Annotated in this window: 16 protein-coding genes; 5 read left to right on the forward strand and 11 right to left on the reverse strand. The window is 67.8% G+C overall.

Annotated features, from left to right (window positions below; all coding sequences use genetic code 11):
• Positions 1 to 17: 17 nt before the first annotated feature.
• The gene (locus V5F89_RS01730) at positions 18 to 503 is read right to left on the reverse strand and encodes an NfeD family protein (RefSeq protein WP_338446542.1); all 486 of its coding nucleotides are present in this window, start codon (positions 501 to 503) and stop codon (positions 18 to 20) included.
• Positions 504 to 519: 16 nt separating this feature from the next.
• Positions 520 to 1,530, reverse strand: coding sequence for an SPFH domain-containing protein (locus V5F89_RS01735; protein WP_338446543.1), 1,011 nt, complete (start codon positions 1,528 to 1,530; stop codon positions 520 to 522).
• Between the two features lie 246 nt (positions 1,531 to 1,776).
• Here V5F89_RS01735 and V5F89_RS01740 point away from each other — a divergent pair, with 246 nt between their 5' ends.
• Positions 1,777 to 2,142, forward strand: a complete 366-nt coding sequence (locus V5F89_RS01740; protein ID WP_338446544.1) for a hypothetical protein — start codon at positions 1,777 to 1,779, stop codon at positions 2,140 to 2,142.
• 92 nt (positions 2,143 to 2,234) lie between these two features.
• The gene (locus V5F89_RS01745) at positions 2,235 to 2,585 is read left to right on the forward strand and encodes a response regulator (RefSeq protein WP_338446545.1); all 351 of its coding nucleotides are present in this window, start codon (positions 2,235 to 2,237) and stop codon (positions 2,583 to 2,585) included.
• A gap of 825 nt (positions 2,586 to 3,410) precedes the next feature.
• Here the strand turns inward: V5F89_RS01745 and V5F89_RS01750 are convergent.
• On the reverse strand, positions 3,411 to 4,292 hold the full coding sequence (locus tag V5F89_RS01750) for a dienelactone hydrolase family protein (RefSeq protein ID WP_338446546.1): 882 nt from the start codon (positions 4,290 to 4,292) through the stop codon (positions 3,411 to 3,413).
• Positions 4,293 to 4,424: 132 nt separating this feature from the next.
• Here V5F89_RS01750 and V5F89_RS01755 point away from each other — a divergent pair, with 132 nt between their 5' ends.
• Positions 4,425 to 5,939 (forward strand): aldehyde dehydrogenase family protein, encoded by a 1,515-nt coding sequence (locus V5F89_RS01755; RefSeq protein WP_338446547.1) that lies wholly within the window; start codon positions 4,425 to 4,427, stop codon positions 5,937 to 5,939.
• Positions 5,940 to 5,951: 12 nt separating this feature from the next.
• Here the strand turns inward: V5F89_RS01755 and V5F89_RS01760 are convergent, their stop codons facing one another.
• The 3 genes from V5F89_RS01760 to V5F89_RS01770 form a co-directional block, all read right to left on the reverse strand.
• Positions 5,952 to 6,497 carry a DUF421 domain-containing protein gene (locus tag V5F89_RS01760; RefSeq protein ID WP_338446548.1) on the reverse strand — a complete coding sequence of 182 codons (546 nt, stop codon included), beginning with the start codon at positions 6,495 to 6,497 and terminating at the stop codon, positions 5,952 to 5,954.
• 72 nt (positions 6,498 to 6,569) lie between these two features.
• Positions 6,570 to 7,424 (reverse strand): formyltetrahydrofolate deformylase, encoded by an 855-nt coding sequence (gene purU / locus V5F89_RS01765; protein ID WP_338446549.1) that lies wholly within the window; start codon positions 7,422 to 7,424, stop codon positions 6,570 to 6,572.
• 1 nt (position 7,425) lies between these two features.
• On the reverse strand, positions 7,426 to 8,442 hold the full coding sequence (locus V5F89_RS01770; RefSeq protein WP_338446550.1) for a nitronate monooxygenase: 1,017 nt from the start codon (positions 8,440 to 8,442) through the stop codon (positions 7,426 to 7,428).
• A gap of 238 nt (positions 8,443 to 8,680) precedes the next feature.
• Here V5F89_RS01770 and katG point away from each other — a divergent pair, with 238 nt between their 5' ends.
• Positions 8,681 to 10,900, forward strand: a complete 2,220-nt coding sequence (gene katG / locus V5F89_RS01775) for a catalase/peroxidase HPI (protein ID WP_338446551.1) — start codon at positions 8,681 to 8,683, stop codon at positions 10,898 to 10,900.
• 126 nt (positions 10,901 to 11,026) lie between these two features.
• A complete protein-coding gene (locus V5F89_RS01780; protein WP_338446552.1) occupies positions 11,027 to 13,078 on the forward strand; it encodes a S46 family peptidase in 2,052 nt (683 codons plus the stop codon).
• 34 nt (positions 13,079 to 13,112) lie between these two features.
• Here V5F89_RS01780 and purT read toward each other — a convergent pair whose 3' ends face one another.
• From purT to V5F89_RS01805, 5 genes are all read right to left on the reverse strand, one after another.
• Entirely contained in the window at positions 13,113 to 14,279 is a 1,167-nt protein-coding gene (purT, locus tag V5F89_RS01785) for a formate-dependent phosphoribosylglycinamide formyltransferase (protein WP_338446553.1), read from the reverse strand.
• 52 nt (positions 14,280 to 14,331) lie between these two features.
• Positions 14,332 to 15,489: a DUF3089 domain-containing protein gene (locus V5F89_RS01790; RefSeq protein WP_338446554.1), complete on the reverse strand. Its 1,158-nt coding sequence runs from the start codon at positions 15,487 to 15,489 to the stop codon at positions 14,332 to 14,334.
• Between the two features lie 68 nt (positions 15,490 to 15,557).
• Complete coding sequence (locus V5F89_RS01795) at positions 15,558 to 16,466, reverse strand: GGDEF domain-containing protein (protein ID WP_338446555.1); 909 nt, start codon at positions 16,464 to 16,466, stop codon at positions 15,558 to 15,560.
• A gap of 224 nt (positions 16,467 to 16,690) precedes the next feature.
• On the reverse strand, positions 16,691 to 17,356 hold the full coding sequence (locus V5F89_RS01800; RefSeq protein WP_338446556.1) for a helix-turn-helix domain-containing protein: 666 nt from the start codon (positions 17,354 to 17,356) through the stop codon (positions 16,691 to 16,693).
• Between the two features lie 84 nt (positions 17,357 to 17,440).
• A complete protein-coding gene (locus V5F89_RS01805) occupies positions 17,441 to 18,721 on the reverse strand; it encodes an aspartate kinase (RefSeq protein ID WP_338446557.1) in 1,281 nt (426 codons plus the stop codon).
• Between the last annotated feature and the right edge of the window lie 77 nt (positions 18,722 to 18,798).

Here is an 18,798-nt window from a genome sequence, read left to right on the forward strand (position 1 = left end):
CTCGATGAAAACGACTTCTAGCCTTTGGCGGGCGGGGTCGTGCCTTCGTCGGCGAGCAGGGTGAGCGGCTCGACCAGCAGCACCGAGCCTTCGTGCCCGATAATGCGCACGCGCTGCCCGGCCGCGGCGTCGGCCCCGCGCGCGAGCCATTCGCTGTCGCCGTAGCGGATGCGGCCCATCCCGCCCTCGAACGCCTCGGTGACGAGCGCGGTTTCGCCGATCAGCCGGCCGCCGCGCTTGTTGAGCAGCGGATCGGCCCCGACGATCGGCTTGTCGCGCAGGAACCGGCGCGCGGAAAAGGCGAGGATCAGCGCGAGGAAGACGAAGTTGCTGACCTGGACCGCAAGGCCGAGGTCGAGAACGAACGTGAGGATGCCGGTGGCAAGCGCCGCCGCGGCCAGCCAGATCAGATAGACGCCCGGCACGAGCAGTTCGAGCGCGGCCAGGGCAAGGCCGATGGCGATCCAGATCCAGTGCGGATCGAGCGAGTCGAGGCCGTCCATCCGCCAGCCCGCCCCGTCAGCCCGCGTCGCCCGAGCGCGGCACGCTGGCGCGCGGCGCCCGTTCGCGCTCCTGCGGCAGCGGACTGCCGCGATCGCCGGCCCGCGTGGTCACCGCGCCCTCGACCGGGCCGACCGCATCGCGAACCAGCTCGCCGATCCCACCGAGCGATCCGATCAGCTGGGTCGCTTCGACCGGGAACAGGATCGTCTTGGCATTGGGGCTGGTGGCGAACCGGCTCACCGCCTTGGTATATTCCTGCGCGACGAAATAATTGATCGCGGCATTGCCGCTCTGCGCGATCGCGTCGGAAACCAGTTGCGTCGCTTTCGCCTCGGCCTCGGCCGCGCGTTCGCGGGCCTCGGCATCGCGGAAGGCCGCCTCGCGCTTGCCTTCGGCCTTGAGGATCGCGCTCTGCTTGTCCCCTTCGGCCCGCAGGATGTTCGAGGCGCGGTCGCCCTCGGCCTCGAGAATCTCGGCCCGCTTGAGGCGTTCGGCCTTCATTTGCCGCGCCATCGCCTCGGAAATGTCGACCGGGGGCCGGATATCCTTGATCTCGACCCGCGTGATCTTGACGCCCCAGGGCGAAGTCGCGTGGTCGACCACGCTCAGAAGCCGGGCATTGATCTCGTCCCGCTTGGACAGCGTTTCGTCGAGGTCCATCGAACCCATCACGGTGCGCAGGTTGGTCGTCGTGAGCGCCATGATCGCGTTGTAGAGATTGGCGACCTCGTAAGCCGCCTTGCCCGCGTCGAGCACCTGGAAGAACACCACCGCATCGACGCCGACCATGGCGTTGTCCTTGGTGATGATCTCCTGCCCCGGAATGTCGAGCACCTGCTCCATCATATTCACTTTCTGCCCGACGCGGTCGATGAAGGGGATGATGAGGTGCAGCCCGGGTTCGGCCGCGAGCGTATACTTCCCGAGCCGTTCGATCGTGTAGACATAGCCCTGCTTGACCACGCGCACCGCCATCAGGAGGAACAGCACCGCCAGCACCAGCAACATTATCAGCGCGATGCCCATCGGCATTCTCCTCACGTCCGCGTGCCCGCATGGTAGCGCAGCGGGGGTCGGGGGCAAGCGAAACCGGCGACGGGCCGTGCCGCACCCGAACAAGCGGGACCCCGGATCGAGTCCGGGGTGACGGGGAAAGGACCGGCGCGAGCCGGCGGTGCGAGCCGGCGGCGCGATCCGACGCGGGCGCGGGCGTTACCATTCGGCAAGGATTGGCCCCTAGATTGGCGCAAAACGACCACCGGGGGCTCGCGCGTGATCGAAATCGAGGTTCAGAACGAAACGCACCAGACGCAGGAACGGCTGCGCTTCGCATCGGTGCCCCGCATCGGCGAGGGCATTCGGCTGCGCGAGCCCGACGGCTGCTGGGCATCCTACGACGTGCTCGACGTCTGGTACCAGAAGGCCGAGTTCGGCGATGTCTGGATGCCCTATCTTCATGTCTGCATGACGCCGGACGAGCAACCGGCAGCCCCGGCCGCCGCGGCCGCGCCGCCGGTACCGGGCGCGAATTCCCCGCTGCACGAGGCGCCGGCGCACTCCCCGCTCGCCGGGCCGCGCCCGGACCAGCCCCGCGCCTCCGTCTGGGGCGAGGAGGAGGTGCCGCCATTCACGGGCTGATCAAACGCGCCGTCCCGCCGGCCGCCAGAGCCGCGCGAGAGGATGCCCCGCCGCCTCCGCCGCCCCCTCCGGCGCAGACGCGGCGGTGCCTCGTGGTCGACGATTCGCGCATGATCCGCAAGGTCGCGCGCCGCATCGTCGAGGAGCTGGGGTTCGAGACGGCCGAAGCCGAAAACGGCGAGGAGGCGCTGGCGCGCTGCAAGGCGGCAATGCCCGATCTTGTCCTGCTCGACTGGAACATGCCGGTGATGAGCGGGATCGAATTCGTCACCCGCCTGCGCGCCCTCCCCGCCGAACGCCCGCCGCGCGTGGTGTTCTGCACGTCGAACTCGGGCGCGGTCGACATTCACAAGGGACTGGACGCCGGCGCCGACGAATACGTGATCAAGCCGTTCGACGAGAAAACCCTGCAAGCCAAGCTGCGCGATATCGGACTGGTCTGACCGAACGGCACCACCGCCCGATACCTCCCCGAGCCCCAGCGCAGGCTGGGGCCTCAGGCCGCTGGCGCTATGCCCGATAGCACGAGGTCCCAGCCTGCGCTGGGACTCGGGAAAGGGGGAAGATTGTGGCAAAAATAGCTTGACAATTGTAACCCATTGGGTTATAGGGGCCCCGCCAGCACACTCTGGCAAAAGCGACGGGGGCGGAGCGTGTACGCGTCACGCAGGCCGCTTCGTCCAGACGGCCGGTGCCTCGGGGGGCTAGTGACCTTTTAGAGAAAGCCCCCTTAGCCGGTTTGCGAGGAGTTTTCGGGGGACCTGTCCCTTCCCGCCCTGCGGTGGGCCTCAACGCCGCAGAGCCAAGGGACACCCCCCGACGGATACGGTGCCGGCGAGCCCTGGCCGTATCTCGCCTCGCAGCCCTTAGGGCCGAGCGGAAGGTTGCCGTAACCCCTTTCGCCGTTCGCAACGATGTTACCAAGGCAACCCTGTGACGCCCAGGTGGCAATCCTGTGATGCCCAGGCGGCACCGGCCGATTCCGTCCGCTTGCCTTCATGCCCTGGCGTAAGGTCCGCACTCGCCAGCGGATGACGGGGTGTGGGTGATGGGCCGTGCCTGCTTGCCTGCCTTTCCGTTTCTCTCCCTCCGTTTCTCCCCCCCCTTTCCTCTCCCCCCTCTCCGATCCCCAGCGCAGGCTGGGGTCTCGTGCTAGCAGGCGACACGCCAGCGGCCTGAGGCCCCTGCCTTCGCAGGGGCTCGGGGAGGCATCAGACGACACGCCAACCGCCTAAGGCCCCTGCCTTCGCAGGGGCTCGGGAACGGCGTCAGGCCAGTGTATCGCCGTACAGCTTCAGCAGGTTCGCCCAGGCGCGTTCGGCTTCGGTCCGGGCGTAGGCGGGCGAATCGGGGACGGTCCAGCCGTGGTCGCCGGCGTAGACTTCGACCTCGGCCGGGCGGACCGCGGCCTTTGCCGCTTCGCGCAGGGTGTTCTTGTGTCCGGGCGCCTCGGCATCGTCGTCCTGCGCGATGGCGATCAGGAAGCTGGCCTGCGTGTCGCCGAACAGGTTGTGCGGGCTTGCCGCATCGCTCTCGCGCACCAGGCCGCCGCCGTGGAAGCTCGCCGCCGCCCGCACTCTGGAAGGCACCGCCGCCGCCGTCCACACCGTGAACGGCCCGCCCATGCAATATCCCTGCGTGCCGACCCCGCGCGCGCTGTCGACAGCCTCCTGCCCGTCGAGCCAGGCGATCGCGGCCCGCGCATCGCGCATGATCGCCGCGGCATCCAGTTTCGCGCGCCACGGGGCGACCTGGCGGAAGCCGTCGTTCCCCGCGAAATCGGCGAAATCCTCGAACTGTTGCCCGGCCACGTCGCGGTAATAGGGATTGGCGACGAAGACCGCGTAGCCGTGGCTCGCCAGCCGGCGGGCCATATTGCGCTTCGCCTCGCGCAGCCCCGCGATATCGGGCCAGAACAGAACCGCGGGCGCCGGGCCGGAAACCGGGTGGACGAAGAACCCGTCCATCGTGCCGTCGCGCGTCGCGAAGCCGAGGCTCTTTTCCGTCACCGCGGGCAGAGTCGCTTCCCCGCCCCCGCCCGGCACCGCCGGGGTGCAGGCCGCCATCGCGGCCATGCCCCCGAGCGCCCCGAACTGCCGCCGGTTCAGCCCCTCGCGCGCCCAGCGGGCCAGCTTGTCCTCGTCGCACATCGTCCGCCTCCGTCTCGCCGTCGCCGGCATCGTGTCGGCTTGCCGGCGCCGATGCAAGCGGAACGCGATTGGCATGGGCGGCAGGCGTGGTAGGTTGCGGCGAAAGACCGATTCTGACCGGGAGAGAGAGCGATGAACGAACAGACGACGATCAGCCGCGAGCAGCTCGAATATTCGCAGGCCGCCAAGGACTTCCTGGCGCGCAAGCCGCAGCTCTTCGTCGGCGGCGAATGGGTCGACAGCACGCACGGCAAGACGCTGGCGGTCGAGGACCCGTCGTGCGGGCGCGAAGTGGCGCGAATCGTCGATGCCTCGACCGAGGACGTCGACCGCGCGGTCGCCGCGGCGCGCGCCGCCTTCGACGACGGGCGCTGGTCCAACCTGCCGCCGATGAAGCGCGAAGGGGCGATCCACCGGCTCGCCGACCTGATCGAGCGCGACGGCGAACTGCTGGCCGAGCTGGAGGCGATCGACAACGGCAAGCCCCGGACGATGGCCCACGCGGTCGACGTCAACGGCGCGATTTCGATGCTGCATTATCACGCCGGCTGGGCGAGCAAGCTGGGCGGCGAGATGATCGAGCCGGCGAATGCGCCGCGCGGGGCGTTCCACAGCTATACCCGGCGCGAGCCGGTCGGCGTCGCGGCGCAGATCGTGCCGTGGAACTTCCCCCTGCTGATGGCGGTGCAGAAGATCGCCCCCGCGCTCGCCGCCGGCTGCACCCTGGTGCTCAAGCCGGCCGAGCAGACCAGCCTGACCGCGCTCAAGCTGGCCGACCTGATTGCCGAAGCGGGTTTCCCGGCGGGCACGGTCAACATCGTCACCGGCCTCGGCGAAACCGCGGGCGACCGGCTGGTGCGCCATCCCGATGTCGACAAGGTCGCCTTCACCGGATCGACCGAAGTGGGCAAGATCATCAACCGCACCGCGACCGACAGCCTCAAGCGCGTGACGCTGGAACTGGGCGGCAAGAGCCCGGTGATCGTGCTGCCCGATATGGACCCGGCGGTCGTCGCGGGCGGCGCGGCCAATGCGATCTTCTTCAATTCGGGGCAGGTCTGCGTCGCGGGCAGCCGGCTCTATGCCCACAAGGACGTGTTCGACCGCCTGATCGAAGGGATTGCCGAAACCGCCCCCGCCTGGGCCCCGCGCCCCAGCCTCGACCCGCAGGCGCGCATGGGCCCGCTGGTCAGCCACGAACAGTTCGAGCGGGTGATGGGCTATATCGAAGCGGGCAAGAAAGACGGGGCGAGCGTCGCCATGGGCGGCGATGCGGCGCCGTCCAACGGCGGATATTATGTGAACCCGACCGTGATGGTCGACGTCAACCCTTCGATGAGCGTGGTGCAGGAAGAGATCTTCGGCCCGGTCGTCGTCGCCCAGCGGTTCGACGATCTGGACGAAGTGGCGAAGCAGGCGAACGACACGCTCTACGGCCTCGGCGCCGGGGTCTGGACGCGCGACGTGGGCGCGTTCCACACGCTCGCGGCGAAGATCAAGTCGGGCACCGTCTGGGGCAATTGCCACTCGATGCTCGACAGCGCGCTGCCCTTCGGCGGCTACAAGCAGTCGGGGATCGGGCGCGAACTCGGCAGCGAGGGGGTGAAGGCCTATACCGAGCTGAAGACCGTCATCCTCCAGCTCTAGGGCCGGAGGCGGTCAGGCGGTCAGGCCGTCGGGCCGTTCGACGCTCTCCATCACGGGCGCATCGGCGAGCGGGGTATCGCTGCGCGGGATCACCGCCAGGGTGCCGTCGGTCTCCAGGATGACCCAGTTCGCGCCGGCGGGGTCGACGATCCCCTCCTGGCGCAGCGCGGATTCGACTTCGGATCGCGTCACCCGCGTTCGCTTCAGCGCGTCGTCGATAAACGTGCCCTTGTGCAGCAGCAGGGTCGGCTCCGCCTTGACCGCTTTGGTGAAGGTGGAAGACCTGACCGACACGAACGTCACTGCATATTGGCACACACCCAGCGCGACGATGGCGGCGGTCGCCTCCGCGTAGGAGACATCGCGCAGCAGGATGCCGCTGGCCGCCAGGCTCCCCACCACGACGGTGATGATCCAGTCGAAGTTGTTCATCTGGCTGGTCGTGCGTTTGCCCGACAGGCGCGTGAGGACAACGATCGTGACGTAGAACGCCAGCGACAATATCGCCACTTCGGCCAGTCGCGAGTGATGGGCCAATAGGCTCGGATCGAATTCCATCGGGGGTCCTCCTGCCTGATACCTGCCTGACAAAAGACACGAGCGCGCGATCCGTTTCCGCGGCGCCGGCTTTCAGTTCCTGAACACGACCGTGCGCGCGCCGTTCAGCACGACACGCTCTTCCAGGTGCAGCCGCACCGCCTCTGCCAGGACGCGGCTTTCGATCTCGCGCCCCTTGCGGACCAGGTCCTCCGGGCTGTCGGCATGGCTGATCGGCTCCACGTCCTGGTGGATGATCGGCCCTTCGTCGAGGTCGGCGGTGACATAGTGCGCGGTCGCGCCGATCATCTTCACCCCCCGCGCGTGCGCCTGGTGATAGGGCCTGGCCCCCTTGAAACCGGGCAGGAAGGAATGGTGGATATTGATGCAGCGGCCGGCGAAATGCGCCGCCTGCTCGTCCGACAGGATCTGCATATAGCGCGCGAGCACGACCAGCTCGGCATCCCCCTCTTCCGCGATTGCGCGCACCTGCGCTTCCTGCCGCGCCTTCGTCGCCGCGGTCACCGGCAGGTGATGGAACGGGATATCGCCGATATGGGTATGGCTGATCGCCTCGCGCGGGTGGTTGGACACGATCGCCACCGGGTCGATCGGCAGTTCCCCTATGCGCCAGCGATAGAGCAGGTCGGCCAGGCAATGGTCGAACTTGCTGACCAGGATCAGCACCCGCCGCGGCCGGTCGCGCCGCACCAGTTTCCAGCGCATTTCGCTGCGCCCGGCAAACGGCGCGAAGGCGGCGCGCAGCGCGGCGGCGTCGGACCGCCCGGGATCGAAGGCGATGCGCATGAAGAAGGCATCGCTCGCGCGGTCGTTGAACTGCTGCGCCTCGAGGATATTGGCCCCGCGTTCGTAAAGCAGCCCGGTGACCTGCGCGGTGATCCCCGGGCGGTCGGCGCAGCTCAGGGTCAGGATCAGCGGCTCGCCCATCTCAGCGCCGTCCCAGCGCCTCTTCGCATTCGGCCATCAGCGTGGCGACGATCTGCGCGACCGGCTCCTCCTCGCGCACCATGCCGACCGACTGGCCGGCCATCAGGCTGCCGCCTTCCACGTCGCCGTCGATCACCGCGCGGCGCAGCGCCCCGGCCCAGTAATGCTCGATCTGCAATTGCGCCTCGCCCATCTCCACCTCGCCCCGGTCGAGCCTGCCGGCGACTTCGATCTGCTTGGCAGTGAAGGTTTCGGTGCCCTTGTTGCGCAGCGCGCGCACTGGGATCACCGGCAGGCGCGGATCGACCTGGACGCTGGCGATCGCATCGCGCGCGCTGGCGCGGAAGAACGCCTTCTTGAAATCGGGATGCGCGATCGATTCGGTGGCGCAGGCGAACCGGGTGCCGAGCTGGACCCCGGCGGCGCCCATCTCCAGATATCCGGCGATCGCCTGCCCCTTGCCGATCCCGCCGGCAACGAAGATCAGATGGTCTTCGGCCAGCGCGGGCAGGATCTCCTGCGCCAGCACGCTGGTGGAGACGGGGCCGATATGGCCGCCCGCCTCCATCCCCTCGATCACCAGGGCATCGGCGCCGGAGCGCAGCAGCTTCTTCGCCAGCGCCAGCGTCGGCGCGAAGCAGATCACCCGCGCCGGGCTGTCGCCGCCCTTGATCGCCTCGACGCTGCCCTTGGGCGGAATGCCGCCGGCGAGCACGACATGGCCGACCGCGTGGCGCGAGCAGACCTCTATCAGGTCGAAGAGCTGCGGGTGCATGGTGATCAGGTTCACGCCGAACGGCCTGTCCGTCATCGCTTTCGTCGCGGCGATTTCCGCATCGAGCAGCTCGGGCGTCATCGCGCCGCAGGCGATCACGCCGAACCCGCCGGCATTGCTGATCGCGGACACCAGGTTGCGTTCGGACACCCAGCTCATCGCCCCGCACAGGATGGCGCTCTCGCAGCCGAGGAAATCGGTGCCGCGCTGCATCAGGCGGCTCGTCTTGGGATAGTCGGTCATCGCCGGGCGCTTAGGGCGCGGGCGGCGGAGCGGCAAGGGCCCTGAACGCACCGGCGGGAACCGCCGCGCGGCTCGTCCCTTGTTTCGACAGGGAGCCAGCGCGTGATACTCAATCGGATTCATCGATAAGCCTGACAGGACTTAATTGCTTTGATCGATTGCCATGCAGGCGTAGCCTCCCGTCTCTATCGACTCGCCAGGCCGCCGATGCGCGGCCGCAGAAACCGGAGATGCCGACATGGACGTAGCGACTGGATCGATTCCCGGGGGCGGCTGCCCCTTCAGCGGCGACGGCGGCGTGCGCAGCCTGCTCGGCCGCACCAACCGCGACTGGTGGCCCGACTCGCTGCAGCTCGAAATCCTTCACCAGGGAACGCAGAACCCCGATCCCATGGGCGACGATTTCGATTACTGCGAAGCCTTCAACGCGCTCGATTACGAAGGGATCAAGCGCGACCTGAAAGCGCTGATGACCGACAGCAAGCCCTGGTGGCCGGCGGACTACGGCCACTACGGCCCGTTCTTCATCCGCATGGCCTGGCACGCGGCGGGCACCTATCGCACCGGCGACGGGCGCGGCGGCGCCTCCAGCGGCCAGCAGCGCTTCGCCCCGCTCAATTCCTGGCCCGACAACGCCAACCTCGACAAGGCGCGGCGGCTGCTCTGGCCGATCAAGCAGAAATACGGCAAGCATATCTCGTGGGCCGACCTCTTCGTGCTGACGGGCAATGTCGCGATCGAATCGATGGGCGGCCCGATCTTCGGCTTCGGCGGCGGGCGCAAGGACGTGTTCGAACCCGAAACCGACGTGTTCTGGGGCACCGAGGAACAGTGGGTCAACGAAGGCGTGCAGACGCGCATCGACCCGGACAAGGGCCTCAAGCTCGAACACCCGCTCGCGGCCATCCAGATGGGGCTGATCTACGTCAATCCCGAAGGGCCGGGCGGCCAGCCCGATATCGAGGGTTCGGCGCGCGACATCCGCGAAACCTTCGCGCGCATGGCGATGAACGACGAGGAGACCGTCGCCCTCACCGCCGGCGGCCACACGTTCGGCAAGTGCCACGGCGCGGGCGACGCCTCGCTGGTCGGCGCGGACCCGGAAGGGGCCGACATCGCCTTCCAGGGCCTGGGCTGGACCAGCGGTTATGAAAGCGGGATGGGCGAACACACGATCACTTCGGGCCTCGAAGGGTCGTGGACCAACACGCCGATCGAATGGACCGGCAACTATTTCCGCCTGCTGCTCGATTACGAATACGAGCTGGTCAAATCGCCGGCGGGCGCACATCAGTGGCAGCCGATCGACCAGAAGGAAGAGGACATGGCGCCGGCGGCGCACGATCCTTCCAGGAAGGTCCCGACGATGATGACCACCGCCGACATGGCGATGAAGGTCGATCCCGAATACCGCAAGATCTGCGAACGCTTCCGCAACGATCACGAGGCCTTTCGCGATGCTTTCGCGCGGGCCTGGTTCAAGCTGACGCACCGCGACATGGGGCCCAAGGTCCGCTACCTCGGCCCCGAAGTGCCCGAAGAGGACATGATCTGGCAGGACCCCGTGCCCGCCGGGACGATGCCGTCGGACGGCGACGTCGCCGCCTTCAAGGCGAAGATCCTCGATAGCGGGCTGTCGATCGGCCAGCTGGTGCGGACCGCCTGGGCCTCCGCCTCCACCTTCCGCAAGTCCGACCACCGCGGCGGCGCCAACGGCGCGCGCATCCGCCTTGCGCCGCAGAAAGGGTGGGCGGTCAACGAGCCGGACGAGCTGGCGAGAGTGCTCGACAAGATCGACGAACTGCGCGGGCCGCTGTCGATGGCCGACGCGATCGTCCTCGCCGGAACGGCCGCGGTCGAGAAGGCGGCGCGCGACGCCGGCTTCGACGTCGAGGTTCCTTTCCTCGGCGGACGCGGCGATGCCGGCGACGAGCACACCGACGCGGAAAGCTTCGAACCGCTCGAGCCGCAGGCCGACGGGTTCCGCAACTATCTGAAGACCAAGATGAGCGTGCGGACCGAGGATCTGCTGATCGACCGCGCCCAGCTGCTCGGCCTGTCGGCGCCCGAAATGACCGTGCTGGTCGGCGGGCTGCGGGTCCTCGGCGCCAACTACAAGGACAGCGCGCACGGCGTCTTCACCGACCGCAAGGGCCAGCTGACCAACGACTTCTTCGTCAACCTGCTCGACATGAACACCGCCTGGGAAGTGGTGGACGAGAGCGGCGACGAGGAATTCGTCGGCCACGACCGCGCCACCGGCGACGAGAAATGGCGCGCGACGCGGACCGACCTGATCTTCGGATCGAACAGCCAGCTGCGCGCAATCGCCGAAGTCTATGCCGAAAACGGGCACGAGGAGAAATTCGTGCGCGATTTCATCAAGGCCTGGACCAAAGTGATGAACGCCGACCGCAGCGACGTGACATACGCGAAGTATCACAAGAAGGCGGCCTGACCCCGTTGCGCCGCCGCCGGGGGCCTTTCCCGGCGGCGGCGCCCCGCGCGGGCGGGCAAAATCGCTGGACTTTCGGACGGCGGAAGAGAACAGATCGCCCAGCACGAATCTGGGAGATAATGTCTCATGACCACCCGTACCGCCCTGCTCGCCGCCGCTTCCCTGGCGGCCATACCCCTGCTTGCCGCACCGGCCGCCGCCGACGAAGGCATGTGGACCTTCGACGGCTTTCCCGCCGAAAAGGTCCGCAAGGCCTATGGCTGGGCGCCGGATCAGGCCTGGCTGGACCGGGTGCGCAATTCGTCGGTGCGCCTGACGGGCGGCTGTTCGGCCAGCTTCGTCTCGCCCGAGGGGCTGATCCTCACCAACCATCACTGCATCGCCAGCTGCCTCTACGACAATTCGACCGACGCGAAGGACTATCTGGCCGACGGCTTCACCGCCCGCCGGCGCGAGGACGAGCTGACTTGCCCCGGCCAGCAGGCCGAAGTGGTCACCGCGATTGCCGATGTGACCGGCGATGTCATGGGCGCGATCGGCGACCTTTCGGGCGAGGCGCTGACCAAGGCGCGCGACGCGAAGATCGCCGAGATCGAATCGGCCGGCTGCCCCGATACCGAAACCACCCGCTGCCAGGTCGTCACCCTGTTCGGCGGCGGGCAGTACAAGCTCTATACCTATCGCAAGTATTCGGACGTGCGCCTCGCCTGGGCGCCCGAAGCGCGCGCGGCGACCTTCGGCGGCGACCCGGACAACTTCAATTTCCCGCGCTATTCGCTCGATGCCTCGTTCCTGCGCGCTTATGAGGACGGGCGGCCGGTTTCGACCCCGGCCCATCTGCAATGGAACCCGCGCGCGCCCGAGGAAGGCGAGATCACTTTCGTCGTCGGCAACCCCGGTTCGACCAGCCGCCTGTTCACGCAGAGCCAGCTCGCCTTCGAACGCGAAGTGCGCCTGCCGCTGACGCTGGCGACGCTGAGCGAGCTGCGCGGCCGGCTGATCCGGGCGATGGACGAAAGCCCCGAACATGCCCGCGAGGGGCAGGATCTGCTGTTCGGCGTGGAAAACAGCCTGAAAGTCTATATCGGCCGGACCAAAGCGCTCAACGACCCCGCCTTCACCGCCAGGCTCGCCGCCGCCGAAGCCGACCTGAAGGCGAAGAGCGCGGGCAATGGCGAGATCGGCGATCCCTGGAGCGCGGTGGAAGAGGCGGTCGATGCCTATCGCGCGCTCTACCTGCCGCTGCGCTTCACCCAGCCTTCGGGCGACCTCTACGGCTATGCCCAGACGCTGGTTTTCGCGGCGCAGGAACGCGCCAAGCCGAATGCCGAGCGGCTGCCCGGCTATACCGACAGCGCGCTGCCGCTGACCGAAAAGCGGCTGCTCGACGAGCGGCCCGTCTACCCGTGGGTCGACGAACTGACGATGGAATGGAGCCTGTCGAAAGCGCGCGAATATCTGGGCGTCGACGATCCCGATTCGCAGCTCCTCCTCGGCAAGGAAAGCCCCGAACAGCGCGCCGAGCGGCTGGTGAACGGCACCAAGCTGGCCGACCCCGCGGTGCGCAAGGCGCTGTGGGACGGCGGGCTCGAAGCGATCGAGGCGTCGGACGATCCGATGATCCGCTACGCCCTCGCTCTCGCCCCGCGCCAGCGCGAACTGAAGGCGCTGGCCGATGCGCAATATTCGGGGCCGCTTGCGGCGGCCGGCGCGAAACTGGCCGATGCGCGCTTCGCCGCCTATGGCGACGCGCTCTATCCCGATGCCACGTTCACCCTGCGCATATCCTATGGCCAGGTGAAAGGCTGGACCGAACGCGGCAAAGACGTGCCGATCCGCACGACGCTGGGCGGCACGTTCGAACGCGCGACCGGCAACCCGCCGTTCGACCTGCCCCCGGCCTTCGCCGCGAACGAGGCGCGGATCGACAAGGACACGACGTACGATTTCGTGACCACCAACGACATTATCGGGGGCAACTCGGGCTCGCCGGTGATCGACCGCGCCGGCACGGTGATCGGCACCGCTTTCGACGGCAACATCCATTCGCTGGGCGGCAACTACGGTTACGACGGCACGCTGAACCGCACGGTCGCCGTCTCGACCGCCGCGGTGCAGGAAGCGCTCGAAACGATCTACCCCGCCCCCGCGCTGGTCGCCGAACTGGCGGGCGAATGACGCGCGGCGGGCGGGGACCGGCGCCCCGCCCGCTTCACCCGTATTCGATCCGCACTTTGCCGGCCGCTTCGGCGGCGATGCGGCGGGCGGCGTCGGTGTCGCCCGCGCTTGCCAGCGCCACGCCCATGCGGCGCCAGGGCCGGCTGGTCGGCTTGCCGAAAAGGCGCACGTCCACCGTCCCGCCGCCCACGGCGAGCGCGTCCGCCAGCCCGGCATAGCGCAAGGCCGCGCTGTCGCGATCGGCCAGGATCACCGCGCTTGCCGAAGGGCGCGCGCGGATCGGCGCCGGGATCGGCAGGCCCATGATCGCGCGGGCGTGGAGATCGAATTCGCTGAGGTTCTGGCTCACCAGAGTGACCATCCCGGTATCGTGCGGGCGCGGGCTCAGCTCGGAAAAGATCGCGTCATCCCCGCGGACGAAGAATTCGACCCCGAACAGGCCGTAGCCGCCCAGGTCGTCCACGACTTTGCGCGCCATGTCCTGCGCGGCGGCGATCGCAGCCTCCGACATCGCCGCCGGCTGCCAGCTTTCCCGATAGTCGCCGCGTTGCTGCCGATGGCCGATCGGCGGGCAGAACAGCACCCCCTCCTTCGTCCGCACGGTCAGCAGCGTGATCTCGTAATCGAAATCGACGAACTGCTCCACGATCACCCGCCGGCGATCGCCCCGCATATTGGCCACGGCATAAGTCCACGCGGCCTCCAGCCCGCCGGCCTCGTCGACTTTGCTCTGGCCTTTGCCCGACGACGACATGACCGGCTTGATCACGCAGGGGAAGCCGGTGTGCTGCGCCCCCGCGCGCACCTCTTCCAGCGTTTCGGCATAGCGATAGCGCGATGTCGCCAGCCCCAGCTCTTCGGCCGCGAGGTCGCGAATGCGGTCGCGGTTCATGGTCAGCTGCGTCGCGCGGGCCGAGGGGACGACGTTGACCCCTTCGCCTTCCAGTTCGACCAGCATCTCGGTGCGGATCGCCTCGATCTCGGGCACGACATAGTCGGGCCGGTGCTTCTCCACCGCCGCGCGCAAGGCCGCGCCGTCCAGCATCGGGAACACTTCGCGGGCATCGGCCACCTGCATCGCCGGGGCATTGTCGTAAGCGTCGCAGGCCACGACCCATGCGCCCAGGCGCTTGGCCGAAATAACGAACTCGCGGCCGAGTTCGCCCGCGCCGAGGATGAGAATTTTCGCTGTGAAAGCCATGGCCGCGGCTTTGCCGGAAAGCGGCGCCGCGGCCAAGGCTGTCTTCGCTACGCTACTCCCCCTGCGCGGCCGCCCAGGCGGCGTGCTGCCGCGCGGTGAGCGCGACGAGGTCGCCCATCGCCACCGGCATGTCGATCAGGTGCAGCCCCCAGTCGTCGAGCCGCGTCTCGCCCACGAAAACGTCGCCCGTGATATCGTCGACGCGCGGATCGGCGGGATCGCCGTTGACCGTCACCGCGAGATATTGCGCGCCGTCGGCATCGACGCATTCGGTCGAGATCAGCCCGGGCACCGCCGTGAACCCGGTCGTGGGCAGAGGCCGGCCCGCGACCCACTCGGTCATCGGCTTGCTCGACGTTCCGACGCCGCCGGTCGAAAAGATGGCGCGCGCGCTTTCCCCATGTCCCATCAGCGCCGCCGGATCGACGCACAGCACCGCGTTCCCCGCGCCCCGGGCGCGGCCGAATCGGCTGCCGGCCGGGGGCGGCGCATCGGCGCGGAACGTCACGTAACTGACGAGACAGCCGTACTGGTCCGCCCGGGTGCATGGCGGCATCCAGGCAATCTCGCCGCGTGCCGGGTCATCGGTCGCGCGTTCGACATTGGTGCCGATCAGCAGCGCGGAAATCACCCTGCCCCGCTCGCTTTCGGGCATCGCCTCCAGCAGCTGCTTCAGCATTCCGCTGCCCTGGCTGTGCCCGATGAGGACGACGCCGCGGCCGCCGTTGTCCTGCGCGAGATAGGATCGCCAGGCGGCCGCGACATCGCCGAACGCTACCGCCGCGGCCGCCACCGGCCGGCGCGCTTCGCCCCGCTCCACCATCTCGCGCAGCGCAGTCAGGGTAATCTGCCGATAGAGCGGCGCGAACACGCGGCAATGCTGGCGGAATCGCGCGGCTTGGGCATGCGCGACGCGCCGCTCCTCAGGGCCGGCGACCATATCGCTGTTGGCGCCCTGGTCGAGCGACACCGTGGGATAGACGTAAAAGCAATCGAATGCGCGGTCTGTATCGGGGACCAGCGGTTCGACGCGGGTCGTCCCATCGCTTTCGATCACGGAAACCGACTGATCGGTGGCACATGCGTCGATCCGGTCGGGCCGGCAAAGCCAGCTTTCGTCTTCCGTATAATCGGGCGCTCCGGCCGGCGCCTGCGCCGATACGGGGGCGAGCCCGGCCATTGCCAGGGCCAACGTCAACCATACTTTCATCGAATCTCTCCTCCTACCCGATTCGAGAATGCGGTATGTTCCGGAAGAGGTAAAGAGGGTCGTCGCCGTCAGGCGCGTCGCCGCTGGCCGGGCGGCGTGTCGCCACACGCGATCCGGCCGCGCCCGCGGGCACGCGCATGGACGAGGGCCAGCTCGGCGCGGCGCAAGGTCTCGTCCGCATCCCCGCAGATGGCCGAGATTCCGACGCTGGCCCGCAAGTCGATCGGCTCGGGGGCGCCGTTGTCCGTCGCCCGCGCCAGTTCGGCCAGCGCCGATGCGGCCACGGCCTCCGCAGCCGGGGGCGCGTCGTCCGGCATCAGCACTCCGAAGCGCTCGTCGCCGATCCGGGCGAGGATGTGATTTCGATGGAGCAGCTGGCGCAACAGGCCGGCAAAGGTGGAGACGATGCGGTCGCCCGCGCTGGCACCGTGGCGCAGCCAGAGCGGATGGAGGTGGCCGATATCGAACAAGGCCAGCGAACCGCCCGGGCGGTGACGCGCCAGATGGCGCAACATCGTGCGAAAGGCGCGCCGGTTGGCAAGCCCGGTCAGCGGATCGGTCAGCGTGGCGGCGAACAGCCGTTCTTCCAGCGCGCGCCGTTCCTCGATCGATCGCATGATCCCGATCGCGCCATAGGCCGTCCCGTCGCCGTCGAGCAGCGGCCGGAGCTGCAGCGTGAACCAATCGGTTCCGCCATCGGCTCTTCGCGCCGCGAATTCGAACCACCCCGACGCGCTTCCGCCGCGCATGACCACGCCGAGGAAAGCGCGCAAGGTATCGGCCTGATCGGGCTCGGCCAAATCGGCGAGATGAGGGTTTATCAGCATGTCGGGAATGGTGATCCCGAGCCGTTCGATCCCCGACGACGCGTGCACGACGAAGCCCTCGCGATCGATCTTGAGCACGACGTCGCGCGCCTCCTCAGCCAGCAAGCCGTAGAGTGCCACCCCCTCGTGGAGGGTAAAATCCTGAATCATTCTGTGCGTCCCGACCCTGTTATTCGCAATTTCCCGGCAAGCGCCCATTCTAACAAGAACAAACGCAAGACCATTACTGCAAGACGACCAGAAAGATAATTAGGTTAGTTTTGTTAAATTGGATCACCTAACTAGCGAATCGCCTTGATTACATATTAACCAAGACGCGCACTTTGTGGAGTCATTCGTGAACCCCGATATCGGCTTATCGCAGATCTGCGACGCTACAGTTCGATCATTATGCGGATCTTGCCCGGATCGATACCATAGGCACGGGCGATGGAATTGCGGCTGCGTGCGAGGGCCTCGCGTAACCCGGCGCTTCCTTCCGCCTCGTCCAGGGCTTCGCGCGAGACGCCCAGAACATCGGCAATCGCGCCGATGCGGCTGTCGAGTGGGCGTGCCTTGCCTTTTTCCCACGCCCACACCGTGGGCTTGCTAACACCCAGGCGATCGCCGAGCTGCGCCAGAGTCAGCCCGCGCTCCTTGCGCAGGCGCTGGAGCCTGCCGCCGAACGATTCGCCCAGCCCCTGGGGCGGCCGGCCGCTCTCGCCGAGATCGAGGCCGCTTTCGCTCTTCAATTCGGCCGCGGAAAGGGCCGCAGCCGACAGCGGCTCGTCGAAGCGGCAGCCGTAGAGCGTGCCGCTCGTCCAGACGACGCGCGCCGAGACCATGCCGGCTTCCGGGAAATCGATATCGATCGGATCGTCGACGGCAAGTTCGACCGGGCTTTCGAGCAGGAGGCCGGTTGTCGACGCGTTGTGGATCCGCACCGGGTGCCCGCCCCCCGACGGGCCGCTCCCGATCGTTTCGAGGCGCAACGCCCTGCGCGGGGCGCGTCGCTTGTCGCCCGACGGGCGCTTCTCCTCGAGATGTGCCGCAATCGCCATTCGCCCTTCCTTTCGGCGGAGAGGCTCCGACATGCGAGTTAAGGAAAGGTTAGCCGGGCCGGCGGAAGGCCGGCTAACGGCGCGCTATGCCGCCTCGTCGTCCACGTCGAGGCCGTAGGCGGTGTGGAGGACGCGCACGGCAAGCTCGGTTTCGTCCTCGTCGATCATCACCGAAACCTTGATCTCGCTGGTGGAAATCGCCTGGATATTGATCCCGCGATCGGAAAGCGCGCGGAACATCGTCGCGGCGACGCCGGCATGGCTCTTCATCCCGACCCCAACGACCGAAATCTTCGCGATCTTCGAATCGGTGATGATCCGGTTGAACCCGATATCGCCGCGCCGGTCCTCCAGCAGGGCCTGCGCGCGCGCGAGGTCGGCCTGCGGGACGGTAAAGGTCACGTCCGTCTCGCCCTTGTCGCGGCCGACGTTCTGGATAATCATGTCGACGTTGATCGAGGCCTGGGCGAGCGGTTCGAAAATATAGGCGACCGCGCCCGGCTTGTCGGGCACGCGGGTGAGGATGACCTTGGCCTCGTTCTTGTCGTGCGCAATGCCGGTGACGAGCTGGCGTTCCATGTCGCCCTTCTCCACTAGTTGATTCATCTCTTCTTCGGATACGATCATCGTGCCGGGAAGATCGTCCGCCGCCACCGCGTCGTCGCCGATAAAGCTCGACAGCACCTGGATACGGACGTCTTCCTTCATCGCCAACCCGACCGACCGGGTCTGCAACACTTTCGCACCGACCGAGGCGAGTTCGAGCATTTCCTCGTACGTCACCGCCTTCAGCTTGCGCGCCTTGGCCACGATCCGCGGATCGGTGGTATAGACCCCGTCGACGTCGGTATAGATGTCGCACCTGTCGGCGCCGACCGCCGCCGCGACGGCCACGGCCGAGGTATCCGAACCGCCACGCCCCAGCGTGGTCAGCCGCCCGTCGCCGCCGATGCCCTGAAAGCCGGGGATGACCGCGATCTCCCCCGCCGCCATCGAGGCGACGAGGGCATCGGAATCGATCGCGTCGATCCGTGCCTTGGCGTGGGCTTCCACCGTGCGCACCGGCAATTGCCAGCCCAGCCACGACCGCGCCTTGCAGCCAAGCGATTGCAGCGTGAGCGCCAGCAGGCCGCTGGTGACCTGCTCGCCGCTGGCCACCACCACGTCGTATTCGGCCGGGTCGTAAAGCGCATTGGCCTCGCGGCAGAAATTGACCAGCCGGTCGGTCTCGCCCGCCATGGCCGAGACGACCACCGCCACCTCATGCCCGGCGGCCTGCTGCTTGCGGACGATATTGGCGACGCGGCGGATGCGCTCGGTCCCGGCCATCGAGGTGCCGCCGAATTTCATCACTATGCGCGCCACGTCTCGTCGCTCCCCTGCCTTGGAGCCCGCCTCGAATGCGGGCGCTGGTGCCGGTCCCTGCGCGCTGTTAGGGGTGG

The organism is Pelagerythrobacter marensis, assembly GCF_036700095.1.
Lineage (GTDB): Bacteria > Pseudomonadota > Alphaproteobacteria > Sphingomonadales > Sphingomonadaceae > Pelagerythrobacter > Pelagerythrobacter marensis_A.